The following is a 14,760-nucleotide window of genomic DNA, read 5'->3' as shown; positions in this document are numbered from 1 at the left end:
AGGCGAACAACCCGTTTTTAATTATTCCGCGCTAGCAATCTTCTTATCGAAGAGGTTCTAGTTATGCGTACCCGCGTGCTTTCCATTCTGGCTGTGTTGCTGCTCGGCGTGCTGGCGGGTTGCGCAACCGCACCCTCGCGCACCCGCAACATCTGCGCGATCTTCGACCAGCGGGACGGCTGGTTCAACAATTGGCAGCGGGCAGCCGAACGCACGGAGCGCAAATACGGCGTGCCGGTGCCGATCCTGATGGCGACGATTTACACCGAATCCGGCTTTCGGCCACGCGCCCGTCCGCCAAGGCGATACCTGCTCGGCTTCATTCCCTGGAAGCGTCCAACGACCGCCTACGGCTATTCGCAGGCCCTCGATGGCACCTGGGACAAATACAAGCGCGAGACGGGCAACTGGACCGCGAGCCGCACCAACTTCGCCGACGCCATCGATTTCGTCGGCTGGTATCACTACCAGACGCATCTGCAGACCGGCATTCCCCTGAACGATTCCTACGATCTCTATCTCGCCTACTACTCCGGCCCGAAGGGCTATCTGCAGGGGGCATGGCGCGGCAATTCCGCCGCACTGTCCGGCGCCAAGCGCTTCAACGGCATGACCAGGATCTACGCGCAGCAGCTGCCGAGCTGCAGCTGATCGCGCGGTCGACTTCGGAGCAATTTCCGCAATACACGTAGCTGCGGGCCTAAGGCCGCGGCTCCAAGAGGTTCAAGCCGCCATCCTCGCCCCAGATGTCGGCGATCGATACCTGCTGGCCGGTGCGGCTGCTCTCCAGCGCCGCGATGCCGCAGAGAACCGACATCGCACCCGCGCGCGAACCGGCGCGTTGCTTGAGCTCGTCGTTCGGGCCGGAGCGCAGCAGCATGTTGCGCAGCCGGTCGTCGCCGCCATAGTGGCCGCCGGATGAATGCGGCACCCATATGCGCTCGACATCGCCGAAATTCTTCATGACGACGATCTCATCCGCCGGTGGTGTCGTCCAGTGTTGCTTCTCGTATTGCCGCAGCTCGATCCGGCCCTTGTGGCCGTTGAAGGCGATGTGGTGCCCTTCGATCGGCATGTAGGTATTCAAGGAATAGGAAACGTTGACGCCGTTACGATAGCGGATCGAGGCGACCATCGTGTCCGGAATGTCGATATCCTCGCGGAAGACGCAGGCATCGCGCACGTAGCCGTCGACAGTGGACGGATCCTCATAGAGGCTTTCGAGCAGCGGTGTCGCGCCGATATCGAGATAATAGTCGCACTCCTCCTTGTAGCGACAGTTACGACAGCGCTCGCCGCGGAACGGACCCTTGCGGCCGTAATGCTTGAGATCGGCAAAGGCTGCGACCGTTTCCGGATCGGAATCCAGATACCAGTTCAGCAGATCGAAATGGTGCGTCGCCTTGTGGACGAAGAGACTGCCGGAATTTTCGACGAATGCATGCCAGCGGCGAAAATAGTCGGCGCCGTGGCTGGTGTCGAGATACCAATGGAAATCGACTGAGGTGACATCGCCGATAACGCCGGAATTGATCAGCTCCTTGATCTTTGCCGCCGTCGGCGCGAAGCGATAGTTGAAGGAGACATCCAGCCGTTTGCCGGTGCGCGCCTCGGCATTGAGAATGCGCTTGATCTTGTCGACCGTCGTCGTCATCGGCTTTTCGCTGATGACGTTGGCGCCGGATTCCATCGCCTTGACGATCAGATCGTCATGGCTGGAATCGCGGGTGCAGACGATGACGAGATCCGGTTTCTCGACCCGCAGCAGCTCATCGAAATCGGTATAAACAGGCACCGACGCGCCGATATAGTCGAGCGCCCGCTTGGCCCGCATGGCGTTGAGGTCGCAGACTGCAACGAGTTCGACCTCGTCGCTCCAGCGCTCGACCAGATCCTTGCCCCACATGGTCGCGCCGCGATTGCCGGTACCGACCAGAACGTAGCGTTTCTTCGATGACTGCATCTGCTCCTCCAGAATCTGTGATGGCGATGGTCAGGCTAGTCCGGGTTTGGCCGCACCTTGCTGCCTGGGCGCTGCATCAAAGACAAAACGAGCCTGACCTTAACCAGAGTCCTATGTCAGCGATGCCTCCATCGCCGTCCAGTCCGGCTCCACGGACGAACCAAGCCCGACGGCACTGATAACGGAGCCGATGGCGACCTGACCGCTCTCGATCCGCAGCCGCGTCCGGCCGTTGCTCACGCGATAGAGATCGGAATGGGCCCGGGCGAAAGCCGCCTGCTCGGCGTCCGGCGCGCCGGCCATGCCATCGACATAGTGATGGCCGTTGCGCTCGATATGCGTCATGCCGATCAGCGAAGCGAGCGCCAGGTCCTGCTGCACGGCAAGGCCGCCCTGCGTCGTCAGATCCTCCGCCGACATGAAATAGGGTATGCCGTCCTCGGTGCTCCATTTGGCGACGCGTGCCCGGTTCAATAGCGAGCGATAGAAACCCTTGCAGGACTTCGAGGAAATGCCGGTATAACCGAGCCCTCGGGCGGTAACGAAGGCATCGATATCGGCATCGGATTCATCGATCTCCACCGGCTTGAATGCGGCAAGCGCCTTTACCGACTTCTCGAAAGCGTAGGCACGCGCGATCGGCTGCTCGACGAACAGGATCGAAGCGGCGAAACGCGCCAGCCTCGGCTCCTCCTTTATGCGGGCGAGCAGATCCGCGACCGCCTCGGCGGATGAAAACTGCTCATTGCCGTCGAGCGTCACCGAGTATGCAGGCAGCTTGGCGTCGATGACAGCAGCAACACGGCAGAGGCGGTCGATATCGGCATCGGGAGCGCCCGACACCTTGACCTTGAAGAAGGTCAGGCCATAGGCGTCGATCGCCTCCTCGAAACTCTCCGGCAGGCCGTCGTTCAGACGGTCATCTACCGGAATATCGTCCGGCACGATCGCATCGACCAGACCGACGGTGTGGCGGGCAGCGAGGCTTCCGGCGGGTTCCAATGTCGACAGGAAGCCGGAAAGATCGAAACCGGAAAGATCGTGCGCTGTCGAAGAGTCGATGCCGGGCCGGTTCGCCCTGATCGCCTGCGCAACCGTCAGCCCTTCCAGCCGGCAGAGCGCATCGAGGATCGCCCTGTTGGCAAGCGCAAGACCGAAAGAGGCGACGAGGCCGTTCAGCTTTTCAGCCGCCGCCCGCGCATGATGGGTAGCCTCGACGGCGGCATGCAGCCCAAACGCCATTCCAAGGCCCGCGCCTCGCAGGGCATCGAGTGCCAGAGCCAGCGAACGGCGCAGCTGATTTTCATTGTCTGCATTGGAAAGCTCAGGCGATTTGTCGAACCATTTCGGCACCATCAGCTCGGCGGCCATCCCCCCAGCCGAACGGCCGCTCGCATCCTCGATGCGCACCCGCAGGAAAATCTGCCGCGCCTCCCGCAAGGTCGCAGCCCCGAAACGGAAGGGAAGCCGCAATTTGACCGGGCGCTCGAATGCCTCGGCCTCGACAAGCCTGATCTTCAATGACTCTGTCATGATGGTTGGGTGCTTCCTTCGAAGAAATCGATCGTCTGCGGCTGACCGGCACTCCAGACAGGCTTCGACATGTTGGTCCGATGCTGTATCCAACAATGCATCAGGCTACCGAGCGCCTGAGCCGGCCCGAAGAGACTATCGAGCAGGTAGCGCCGGTGGCAAATCATATCGAGAATGATGCCAACGCCCTTCATGATGTCTCCTCCCTGCCCGATTCCCTCCAGAATCAGGAAAAGCAAATGCTTGGTCGCTCAAGCAATGTAACCATATGGTTACAAGATCGCGCGATCACTCCGGCCTTGTCAACCGCCTTTTGAAAATTTCTCTGAAGGCTGGAGAGCCATGGGCTCTCGGGATACGCTACGCTCGGATGGAAGCAAGGGTCACCTCTACGATATGTTCGCCCCAGGCATTGAGCGCGTCCGGGCTGGTCAACTTGCGGGCAAAAATCGTCGACAAGGTGTGACGGTTGGACAGGTAGAAGAAACCGAGTGCCGCGATCGTCAGATAGACGGATACGGGATCGACGGCGGACCGGAACACGCCGGCCGCCTCACCGCGGCGCAACACATCTGAAAGCTCATCGATGAAATGCGAATGCATCTCCAGCACCCTGTCCGATCGCTGCAGATAGTGTGCCTGATGCAGATTTTCGGTCACGAGCAGGCTTAGAAACTCGGGATGCGCGAGAAAATGCCGCCAGGTGAACAGCGCAAGTTCCCGCATTCCCTCTTCGGGGTCGCGGCGGGCGAGATCGAGATGCCTTTCGGCGTTGCGGATCGCCGCATAGGTCGCCTCCAGTACGGCGAGATAGAGCCCCTCCTTGTCGCCGAAATAGTGATAGAGCATCCGCTTGTTGGTCTGCGCCCGCGCCGCGATCGCATCCACCCGCGCGCCGCCGAAGCCATGCGCGGCAAACTCTTCCGTCGCAGCTTCCAGGATCGCGGCATGGGTCCGTTGCGGATTGCGCGACACTTTTTTCGACCGTGTTCGTACAGCCTCGCCGATCCCGGCTTGCGGTGACTTTTCAGTCTCTTGCCTCTCCCTGGCGGTCATGACTAACCTCCTCTCGCATCGATCTTTCCCGCGAGGGGCGCCACCGGCTCTCGCAGACGTCGTTTTGATTGTGACACGATTGACGCTTGACAGCGGTCGCATTTCTATCCAACTTGTAACCAAATAGTTATATCATGCAAAGCAGTTCGTAAATCATCGGTTTACTGGGGAGGAGACCAGGATGACTTTGACGATCGACCGCCGGCAGCTCATTGCCGGCATGGCAGCTACGCTAGCTTTCAGCAGTATCGGACTTTCCCGCGCCCATGCGGCAACGGCGATGCGCCTTCTTTGGTGGGGATCGAAGGAGCGAAGCGATCGCACATTCGCAGCCGTCAAGGCCTATCAGGCCAAGAATGCCGATGTCACCATCGCCGGCGAGTCCTTCGGCTGGGACAGCTACTGGACGCGTCTCGCCACGCAGACGGGCGGCGGCAATGCGCCCGATCTCATCCAGATGGACTATCGCTATATCTTCGAATATGCCCGCCGCGGCGCGCTGCTCGACATGACGCCCTATCTCGGCAAGAGCCTCGCGATCGAGGATTTCGGCCCGGCCAATATCGATTCCGGCAAGGTCGACAACAAGATTTACGGCGTCAATCTCGGCGTCAATTCCTCGATGGTCGTCGTCAATGCGGCGGCCTGGACCGAAGCCGGCGTCGAGCCGCCGCATGACGGCATGACCTGGGAACAGCTCGGCGATGCCTGCGCCAAGGTGACATCAGCCAAGAAGCGCCGCGGCTTCTATGGCACGGCGGATGCGAGCGGCGGAGAGCCGGCCTTCGAATGCTGGCTGCGCCAGCGCGGCAAGGCGCTCTATACCGCCGACGGCAAGGTGGCCTTCGAGGCCAAGGATGCCACCGAATGGTTCGACTTCTGGGGACATATGCGCAAGATCGGCGCTTGCGTTCCGGCCGATGCGCAGGCGCTCGACCAACAGACCCTCGAAACCGACATGCTCGTGACCAAGAAGGCAGCCGTCAGCTACGCCCATTCCAACCAGTTCGTCGCCATTCAGGGTCTGGTCAAGGAAAAGCTCAATATCGTTTCCTATCCGGTCCCCGGTGCTGACGGCAAACCCGGCCAGTATCTGAAGCCGTCGATGCTGATGTCGGTTTCGGCGACCTCTGCCAACAAGGACGCTGCCGTCGCTTTCATCAATTACCTGGTGGAGGATCCGGAGGGCGCCAAGGCACTCGGCGTCGAGCGCGGCGTTCCGCCGTCGACAAAGATCCGCGATCTCCTGACCCCGGATCTCGATGCGACGAGCAAGCAGGTCGTCGACTATATCGGCCGACTGACGCCGCATGTCGGAGCGCTGCCGCCGTCTCCGCCGAACGGCGCCGGCGAGAATGCATTCCTGCTGAAAAAGATCGCCGAGGAAGTGGCCTTCGGCAAGACCAGCGCGCAGGACGCCGGGACGAAGTTCACCGAACAGGCAGCAGCAAACGTTACGCGAGGCTGATACCGTGGGTACAAACAGCAAGAGCGTTGCCGGCGGCTTGGCCGTCGGCGTGCGCGCGCCGATGCGCGTGGAAACCACCTACAAGGCGCCGAGCGCATTTTCGCGCAACGCGCCGGGCTATCTCTTTCTCCTGCCATGGTTCATCGGCTTCTTCGGACTGACCCTCGGACCGGCGATTGCGTCGCTCTACCTGTCCTTCACCGACTACAATCTGCTCCAGTCTCCGAACCTGGTCGGATGGGATAATTACGTGCGCATCGCCACGGCGGACGACAAGTTCCTGTCGTCGATGAAGGTGACGCTGTTCTACGTGGTTTGCTCCGTGCCGCTGAAGCTTGCCTTCGCGCTCTCGGTGGCGCTGCTGCTCAACCGCGGCATTCGAGGCCTTCCCGTCTATCGCGCCATCTTCTACCTGCCGTCGCTGCTCGGCTCCAGCGTCGCCATCGCCGTCCTGTGGCGGCAGATCTTCGATGCCGACGGCATCATCAACACCCTGCTCTGGTATGTCTTCGGCATCAACGGCCCGAGCTGGATCTCCAATCCGGACTATTCGCTCTATACCCTGATCATCCTGGCAATCTGGCAGTTCGGCTCGCCGATGATCATCTTCCTGGCGGGCCTCAGGCAGATCCCGACCGATCTCTATGAAGCCGCCAGCCTCGATGGCGCCTCCAAGAGGCGGATCTTCTTCAAGATCACCCTGCCGCTGCTGACGCCGGTGATCTTCTTCAATGCGGTGGTTCAGACCATCGACGCATTCAAGGCCTTCACGCCGGCCTATGTGATTTCCTCCGGCACCGGCGGCCCGATCGATTCGACACTGTTCTATACACTCTACCTCTATCAGGAAGCCTTCGGCTATTTCCGCATGGGCTATGCCGCCGCACTCGCCTGGATCCTGGTGATCATCATCGCGATCTTCACCACCTTCTCCTTCCTCTCCGCTCGTTATTGGGTTCATTACGATGACTGACGCGAAGCTCACCCATTTTGCCGAGGATATGAACCCGCCGCGCGAGCGTCCCTGGTTCGTCTCCGTCCTCATCCACATCGCCCTCGTCGCCGCGTCGATCGTGATGCTCTATCCGCTGCTGTGGATGCTTTCCGGCTCGATCAAGGACCAGAACGAGATCTTCGGCACGGCATCGCTGATCCCGTCACACTTCGACTTCAGCTCCTATGCCCGCGGCTGGTTCGGCGGTCAGGTCACCTTCGGCACCTTCGTCTGGAATTCGGTTGTTATCGCCGTGCTCTCGGTCATCGGCAACGTGATCTCCTGCTCGCTGGCGGCCTATGCCTTCGCGCGGCTGGAATTCTGGGGCAAGAATTTCTGGTTCGCTTTGATGCTCGGCACGCTGATGCTGCCCTACCACGTCACGCTGATCCCGCAATATATCCTCTTCCTCAAGCTCGGCTGGGTGAAGACCATGCTGCCGCTGGTCGTGCCGAAATTTCTCGCTGTCGACGCCTTCTTCATCTTCCTGATGGTGCAGTTCTTCCGCGGCATCCCGCGCGAGCTGGACGAGGCCGCCATGATGGACGGCTGCAGCCCCTGGCGCATCTACTGGCGCATCATGCTGCCGCTGTCGCTTCCCGTTCTGGCGACGGCCGCCATCTTCTCCTTCATCTGGACCTGGGACGATTTCTTCGGGCCGCTGATCTATCTCTCCGACATCAATACCTACACGGTGCAGCTCGGCCTGCGCTCCTTCGTGGATTCCACAGGAAGTTCCGACTGGAGCAGCCTGTTCGCCATGTCGAGTCTCTCGCTGATCCCGGTCTTCCTGATCTTCCTCTTCTTCCAGAGGCTGCTGATCGACGGCATCGCGACCGCCGGCCTCAAACGCTGATTATGAACCTCGCAGCCCCGAATACCCAAGATTCGGGACGGCGAACCAACAAACCTACGAAAGGAAATGTCGCATGAGCGCGCTGCGCTTCGCCGCCATCGGCCTCAATCACGATCACATTTACGGCCAGGTCAACGTCATGCTGCGGGCCGGCGCGGAACTGGTCGCATTCCATGCCATCGAGGACGACCTTGCCGCCGTCTTCGCCGAGCGCTTTCCGCAGGCGAAACGCGTTGCCGACAGAAAAGAAATCCTGGAGGACCGCTCCATCGCGCTGATCGTCAGCGCGGCGATTTCCAGCGAACGGGCGGGCCTTGCCATCGAGGTGATGCGCCACGGCAAGGACGTGATGCTCGACAAGCCCGGCATGGTGACGCTGGATCAGCTCGCCGAGGTGCGCAGGGTGCAGGCCGAAACCAAGCGCATCGTCTCCATTCTCTATTCCGAGCATTTCGAGACGGCATCGACCGTCAAGGCCGGCGAGCTGGTCAAGGCCGGCGCCATCGGCAAGGTCATCCACACGACGGGCCTTGGGCCGCACCGGCTACGCAAGCCGACCCGGCCGGAATGGTTCTTCGACCGCAAGCGCTACGGCGGCATCATCACCGACATCGCCTCGCATCAATGCGAGCAGTTCCTGTTCTTCGCCGGCTCGCTCGAGGCCGAGGTGTTGTCGGCAACCGTGTCCAACCGCGCCAATCCCGAGACGCCCGGGCTGCAGGACTATGGTGATTTCCACCTGCGCACGCCTGACATGACGGGCTATGTCCGCGTCGACTGGTTCACGCCGGACGGCCTTTCCACCTGGGGCGACGGCCGCCTCTTCATCGTCGGCACCGAAGGCACGATCGAGCTGCGCAAATATATCGACGTTGCCGGCCGCCCCGGCACCGATCATCTCTTCCTCACCGACCGCAAGGGCATGCAGCATATCGACTGCGCCGGCCTCGATCTGCCCTACGGGCGGCAGTTTGTAGCCGACATCAGGGACCGCACCGAAACGGCGATGGGCCAGGACCATTGCTTCAAGGCCATGGAGCTGGCGCTAAAGGCGCAGGCGCTTGCCGAAGCAACATCGCTCAACAGCATCCAAAGGTAATCCGCATATGTCCGACATAAAGAAAGTCGCGATCATCGGTCTGGGTATCGGCCGCTCCCACATCGTCGAAGGCTATCTGCCCCATTCCGATCGCTTCGAAGTTGCCGTCCTCTGCGATCTCAACGAGGAGCGCCTGAACGCGGTCGGCGACGAATTCGGCATCGGCAAGCGTGTCAAGGATTTCTCCGAAGTCCTCGATATGTCCGATATCGACATTATCGATATCTGCACGCCGCCCGGCTCGCATTTCCAGCTTATCATGCAGGCGCTCGCAGCCGGAAAGCATGTGGTCTGCGAAAAGCCGCTTGTGGGATCGCTCGCCGATGTCGATGCCGTCATCGCCGCCGAGAAGACGGCCAAGGGCAAGCTGATGCCGATCTTCCAGTATCGCTACGGCGACGGCATCCAGAAGGCCAAGCGCATCGTCGACGCCGGCATCGCCGGCAAGGCCTATGTCGCCACCTCCGAAACCCACTGGGTGCGTGGCGCCGATTATTATGCCGTCCCCTGGCGCGGCAAATGGGCGACGGAGCTTGGCGGCGTGCTGATGACGCATTCCATCCATCTGCACGACATGCTGACCTATCTGATGGGACCGATCGCAGGCCTTTTCGGCCGCGTCGCGACGAGGGTCAACGACATCGAGGTCGAGGATTGCGCCAGCGCCAGCCTGCTGATGGAAAACGGCGCGCTCGCCACCATCAGCGCCACGCTCGGCTCGCAGGAGCAGATCAGCCGCCTGCGGCTTGCCTTCGAGAATGTGTTGATCGAAAGCAACCACGAGCCCTACAGCCCCGGCCAGGACCCCTGGAAGATCATCCCGGCCAATGACGAAATCGCCGCGAAGATCGATGCGCTGCTGACCGACTGGACGCCGATTCCCAACCGCTTCAACTCGCAGATGAAGCTGTTCCACGAGGCGCTAATGTCAGGTGGACCGCTGCCGGTGACGACAGCCGATGCCCGCCAGGCGCTGGAACTGGTCACGGCATTCTATGAATCATCGGAAACGCGCACCGAAGTCCGCTTTCCTGTCGGACCGGAAAGCGCAAAATACAAGAGCTGGAGGCCGTCATGAACGTTGCCCCGTCAGCCATCAGGACGAACAAGGAGGAAGCGCCCATGGCGACAAGTGTCTCGCTGCAGAAGGTTATCAAGCGCTATGGCGAACTCCAGGTCGTCCACGGCATCGATCTGGAAATCGAACCGGGGGAATTTACCGTTTTCGTCGGCCCATCCGGCTGCGGCAAATCAACGCTTCTGCGCATGATTGCCGGGCTGGAGCCGATTTCCGGCGGCGGTCTTTATCTCGACGGCAGCCGCATGAACGATGTTCCCGCCTCCAAGCGCGGCATCGCCATGGTCTTCCAGTCCTATGCGCTCTATCCGCATATGTCGGTCTATAAAAACCTCGCCTTCGGCCTGGAAACGGCTGGCATGAAGAAGCAGGACATCCAGCCGCGCGTCGAAAAGGCCGCCGAGGTTCTGCAGATCACGCAGCTTCTCCAACGCAAGCCGAAACAGCTCTCCGGCGGCCAGCGCCAGCGCGTCGCCATCGGCCGCGCCATCGTGCGCGAACCCAATATCTTCCTCTTCGACGAACCGCTTTCGAACCTGGACGCCGAGCTGCGCGTCCAGATGCGCGTCGAGATCGCCCGCCTGCACCAGCGGCTCGGCAACACCATGATCTACGTCACGCACGACCAGACCGAGGCCATGACCATGGCCGACAAGATCGTCGTGCTCAACGGTGGCAAAATCGAGCAGGTCGGCGCACCGCTCGACCTCTACAACAAGCCGAAGAACAAGTTCGTGGCCGGCTTCATCGGCTCGCCGAAAATGAACTTCCTCGACGCCAAGATCGTCGCCTCCGACGATGGCTCCGCCGTCATCGACCTCCACGGCCAGACAGTTCGCCTGCCGCGCCGGCTGGGCGGCATCCGGCCCGGAGAGAACGTGACACTCGGCGCGCGCCCCGAACATCTGAACGTCGGCGATCGCGGTCTGGCGCTCGGCACCGCCGGCGTCGATCTCGTGGAGCATCTGGGCGGCCAGACGATCCTCTACGCCACGCTGCAAGGCGGCCAGATGCTGACGGTGGCATTGGAAGATCAGCAGGCCATCCGCGCCGGAGAAACGGTCAACATCCGCATCGATCCCGAACGCTGCCACCTGTTCGGACCGGATGGCGCAACGCTGTAAGGGAAGCTGATGCGCGCAGGGGTTATCCCGCCCGCCAGGGGCGAGATAGGGCTCCGCATTCGCCGCACCTTGGTCACACTTCGACGATTCGCCGGCTACCGACAGCGCGGATCTGACCCATCGGAACGGCGTCGGCCGGTATTCCCGCACGCCGGTGAAGCCGAACACGCCGGCTGCCGTCCGGCGGGAGATGAAACCAGTCATCCTCTGCCCGATAGGCCTCGAAATCGATCTGCACCGATTGCGCAAGCCGATCGCTGCGAAGATCCAGAAACCAATCCTCGCCCTCCTGCAGGACCGATGCTGCAATCTCGGCGTCGTGGAATGCGGCCGCCCTTCCGAGCGGGAAATGAAACGCTTCCGCAATCAGCGCGCCGGTACCGGGTGCCGTCAGCCGCGCCACCGTCACATCATGCGACGGCGGGCCGAAGCGAAAGGCGTAGCTCGTGTCGAAAAAGGCGCCGAAGAGATCCGTGCAGGCAATCTTCTGCTTGGAGCGGGCTTCGACTACCAGTTCGCGGCTACCGCCCACCACCCTCTGACGGCCATCGCGCAGGCAGGAAACCTCGAGCGCGATATCAAGCGCCGCATCGCTCTCGTTGATCACATGCACATCAAGGCCGTTGGTGCCCTCGTCTGTCAACAGCACCTGCACGGGCCGGAAGGCGCGGCGCAACGCATACCATATCGGCTTGGGCTCGCCGGTCGAATCGATCACACCCCAACCCGCGCCGGGCAGCAGGTCCTGCAGCGTCCAGACAAGCGCGCCGTTGCAACCCGAACCTTGCCGCCGCCATTTGGCATAGGTCTCTTCCGCGACCTCGCCGGTCACCGCGCGGGAAAGGCCGAGATAGAGATCGGGGTCCTCCCGCCGCAATCGGTTGGGCTCGAAGCCGTAGAGTTCCTGAAGGTAATGATCGCGCACATCCTCGAAATCCCAGGATGCGCCGCGATCGCGCGGCACGCGCTCCTTCCATAGCGGGCTATGAACAGCCGGAACCGGCAGATGCCGGATGAGCGTGCGGGCCTGCGGCACATGCGCGAATGCCAGGCTCTCGGCCGCAAAGCGGACATCGGCGCGGCGCGCATCGGCAAGCGACCGCATGTAGGCGCCGACGCCGTAGTAATGCGTCACGCCGGCATTCGGAGAAAACGGCATGGCGCCGCCGGACGGCGAGTTGACGACATAGGGCACATCGGGCCGAAGCGATTGTACGACCGGCGGGATGATGTCCTCGACAATCGGGCTTTTCCAGAACTGTTCGGGCAGGCCCATCATCGCCGCCTGCTGATGGATCTCGCTGCCGCCGCAAAGAACGGCAAGCGAAGGCGACAGGCGCGTACGGCCAAGAAGCTGCGCAACCTCCGCCTCGACATGGGCGTTGAAAGTCTTGTCGTTCTTCGGGTAGTCGAAATTGGCGAACATGAAATCCTGCCAGACCAGCAGGCCGAGTTCGTCGCAGAGGCGGAAGAAATCCGGCGCCTCATAGGCCATCGTGCCGCCGATGCGGATCATGTTCATGCCGGCCTGCGCCGCCAGCCGCAGCCAGGGTTCGTAATCCTCGCGGCCGCCGGGCAGGCGCACGATGTCGGCCGTCGTCCAGACCGCGCCGCGGCAGAAAATCCGCTCGCCGTTGATGACAACAGCAAAATCCTGCCCATCGGCGCCACGATCGACTGACAGCCGTCGAAAGCCGGTGTTTCCGAGGGGATATTCCGCACCGTCGATGACAAGCGCGACGTCATATAGGTATGGTGCGCCATGCGTATGCGGCCACCATGGCTCCACACCGGGAATTTTCAGGATGGCGTTGTAGCGGCCGGGACTGTCCAGCTCGAAAGCCTGCTCGACCTCACCGCAGCGCAGGACGATCTCCCCGGCATCGCCCTCGATCGAAAGCGATGCATAGAGCCGGCCTTCGCCATCATCGAGCAAGTCCGGCCGCAGGGAGAGATCGCGGACGACAGGCGCGCTCGGGCGCAGAAGGGAAACCGGTCGCCATGGGCCAACGGCATGGATCTCCGGACACCAACCGGGCATGTGGCCGAGCAATGTCGTGCGCACGAACCGGAGGCCCTGCGGCGTGATCATCTGCGGCCGCCAGCGGGCGCGGGGACCCTGCTCCGAAAGCCTTGGCGCCAGAGCGCGGAAGCACAGCGCCAGCTCGTCGCCGCCGAGCAGCCTCACGGCGATATCATGGGCTTCGAACATGCTTTCGGAGACGAGGATTTTCTGACCGTTGAGGAAGACCTCGCAGAGTGTCGCCAGCCCTTCCAGCCGCAGCACCGCATCGCCGGCATCCACATCCACCATGCGACAAATATACCAGGCATCCCGGTCGTTGAGGATGTGAGGTTTCGCGCGGTCGAAGAGCCCGGCCTTTTCCAGCGCCTCGGCCACGGTGCCCGGCACCGGCGCGGGGATCAAGCCGGCCGAAAAGGGCACGTCGGAAGGCAAGGCACAGGTGCCCGCATCCGTCAGCACCAGATTCCATCCTTCGCTCAGCTGCATTCCGCCGCCGATATCAGCCAAGCGCCCGCCCATGACATCTTTCCGGGGATTTCCCCGCCCCACATCTATCCCGAAATCGCCGAGCCGTTTCGCAACCGAACGGCAGCCGGTCAGAGCTTCCGTTCAAGCAGCCCCATCATGGCATCCCACGCATCGGCCGCCGGATCAAGCGCCGTCCGCAATGGCTCGAATTTCTTGCGCGTAATGGCGCGGGCAAGCTGGAACTGCACCGATTTCGCCGCTTCGGAAATCCGTCGCGCTTCGACGGCAGCGTCGGAGAAATCCGCCGTCAGCCAGTCCAGATGGCTGCCCGCGAGCTCGAAATTGGCGCCGAGCTGGCGCAGCGTGTTGAAGGCATATTTATGGAAGAAGCCGAAAGGCCGCTCGGCAACCGCTTCGACCTGCACGGGAAAGACCTCGGCAAAGGCGCGGATAGGATTAGCCTGCGGACGGCGGCGGAAATGGAAGGACAGCAGCTGCCGCGATGTTTGCCGGACGGCGGATTCTCCCGGTGTCTTGTCGGGAAATTTCGCGAATTCCGTATAGGGCAGGAACGGCAGGTCGTCTTCCGTCAGCTGCAGCTGGAACAGCCCGTCGAAATCTTCACCTGAAAGCTGGAAGAAGCCGCCATTGTGGAAATAGTCGAGCGTGCAGCCGTCCATATCGAGCCGGTTGATCGCGACAGTCGTCTTGCCATGCTCGCGGCGATAGCCGACGCCCTGCGTGTCGGGCATGAAGAAGGAGTCCATCTCCACCAGGCAGAGCCGACCGCGGCCGATCTGCTCGGCGACGTGATGCTGGACCTTGTCGTAGATCGCAAGCTCCGTGCAGCGGATGCCGTAGAGCGCTTCGAGATCTTCGAGCGGCACCTTGAAGAAGGTGAACTGGTCGCCCTCGAAATCCTGGCCCAGGGTGAAGCCAAGCATGGCTTCCGGCTGAAGCTTCAGGCTCGAGAGCACTTCGATCCACAGATCGATGTAGCAATTGGTCTCGGGCCACATGCGTTCGCTGTCGTGCAACGCATGTGGCTTGTAGGTGGCGGGATCCAGTCCCTGGAAAACGGCAGCCATGGAAGCG

General features: G+C 61.7%; 13 protein-coding genes. 7 read left to right on the top strand and 6 right to left on the bottom strand.

Translation table 11 applies throughout. The features are described 5' to 3' along the window. Positions 1–63 precede the first annotated feature (63 nt). Positions 64–651 carry a transglycosylase SLT domain-containing protein gene (locus GA0061101_RS04535; protein WP_037195951.1) on the top strand — a complete coding sequence of 196 codons (588 nt, stop codon included), beginning with the start codon at positions 64–66 and terminating at the stop codon, positions 649–651. A 49-nt stretch (positions 652–700) separates the two neighbouring features. Here GA0061101_RS04535 and GA0061101_RS04530 read toward each other — a convergent pair whose 3' ends face one another. From GA0061101_RS04530 to GA0061101_RS04515, 4 genes are all read right to left on the bottom strand, one after another. Continuing rightward, positions 701–1,963, bottom strand: a complete 1,263-nt coding sequence (locus GA0061101_RS04530; protein WP_092573127.1) for a Gfo/Idh/MocA family protein — start codon at positions 1,961–1,963, stop codon at positions 701–703. Between the two features lie 111 nt (positions 1,964–2,074). Continuing rightward, positions 2,075–3,496, bottom strand: coding sequence for a mandelate racemase (locus tag GA0061101_RS04525; RefSeq protein WP_037195944.1), 1,422 nt, complete (start codon positions 3,494–3,496; stop codon positions 2,075–2,077). After that, a complete protein-coding gene (locus GA0061101_RS04520; RefSeq protein WP_037195942.1) occupies positions 3,493–3,690 on the bottom strand; it encodes a hypothetical protein in 198 nt (65 codons plus the stop codon). The genes GA0061101_RS04525 and GA0061101_RS04520 overlap by 4 nt, the downstream gene beginning before the upstream one ends. 166 nt (positions 3,691–3,856) lie before the next feature. Beyond that, a complete protein-coding gene (locus tag GA0061101_RS04515) occupies positions 3,857–4,552 on the bottom strand; it encodes a TetR/AcrR family transcriptional regulator (RefSeq protein WP_037195937.1) in 696 nt (231 codons plus the stop codon). A 181-nt stretch (positions 4,553–4,733) separates the two neighbouring features. Here GA0061101_RS04515 and GA0061101_RS04510 point away from each other — a divergent pair, with 181 nt between their 5' ends. The 6 genes from GA0061101_RS04510 (at position 4,734) to GA0061101_RS04485 (ending at position 11,171) form a co-directional block, all read left to right on the top strand. Next, positions 4,734–6,020: an ABC transporter substrate-binding protein gene (locus GA0061101_RS04510; protein WP_037195934.1), complete on the top strand. Its 1,287-nt coding sequence runs from the start codon at positions 4,734–4,736 to the stop codon at positions 6,018–6,020. A gap of 61 nt (positions 6,021–6,081) precedes the next feature. Further along, on the top strand, positions 6,082–6,993 hold the full coding sequence (locus GA0061101_RS04505) for a carbohydrate ABC transporter permease (RefSeq protein ID WP_063835585.1): 912 nt from the start codon (positions 6,082–6,084) through the stop codon (positions 6,991–6,993). Continuing rightward, a complete protein-coding gene (locus GA0061101_RS04500; protein ID WP_037195926.1) occupies positions 6,986–7,870 on the top strand; it encodes a carbohydrate ABC transporter permease in 885 nt (294 codons plus the stop codon). The genes GA0061101_RS04505 and GA0061101_RS04500 overlap by 8 nt, the downstream gene beginning before the upstream one ends. 73 nt (positions 7,871–7,943) lie before the next feature. Continuing rightward, the gene (locus GA0061101_RS04495; RefSeq protein WP_092573126.1) at positions 7,944–8,969 is read left to right on the top strand and encodes a Gfo/Idh/MocA family protein; all 1,026 of its coding nucleotides are present in this window, start codon (positions 7,944–7,946) and stop codon (positions 8,967–8,969) included. 7 nt (positions 8,970–8,976) lie between these two features. Beyond that, on the top strand, positions 8,977–10,047 hold the full coding sequence (locus tag GA0061101_RS04490; RefSeq protein ID WP_092573125.1) for a Gfo/Idh/MocA family protein: 1,071 nt from the start codon (positions 8,977–8,979) through the stop codon (positions 10,045–10,047). Positions 10,048–10,091: 44 nt separating this feature from the next. Further along, positions 10,092–11,171: an ABC transporter ATP-binding protein gene (locus GA0061101_RS04485; RefSeq protein WP_092573252.1), complete on the top strand. Its 1,080-nt coding sequence runs from the start codon at positions 10,092–10,094 to the stop codon at positions 11,169–11,171. A 73-nt stretch (positions 11,172–11,244) separates the two neighbouring features. On the opposite strand, the gene GA0061101_RS04480 is transcribed toward GA0061101_RS04485, so the two are convergent. Next, positions 11,245–13,716 carry a glycoside hydrolase family 2 protein gene (locus GA0061101_RS04480; protein WP_092573124.1) on the bottom strand — a complete coding sequence of 824 codons (2,472 nt, stop codon included), beginning with the start codon at positions 13,714–13,716 and terminating at the stop codon, positions 11,245–11,247. A 77-nt stretch (positions 13,717–13,793) separates the two neighbouring features. After that, positions 13,794–14,753, bottom strand: coding sequence for a DUF1839 family protein (locus tag GA0061101_RS04475; RefSeq protein WP_092573251.1), 960 nt, complete (start codon positions 14,751–14,753; stop codon positions 13,794–13,796). Positions 14,754–14,760: the final 7 nt, after the last annotated feature.

The sequence above is a fragment of the Martinezella lusitana genome, assembly GCF_900094565.1.
In the GTDB taxonomy this organism is placed as follows: Bacteria; Pseudomonadota; Alphaproteobacteria; order Rhizobiales; family Rhizobiaceae; genus Rhizobium; species Rhizobium lusitanum.
Note: the sequence above shows the minus strand (reverse complement) of the source record. Positions and strands in the feature narration are given on the sequence as shown.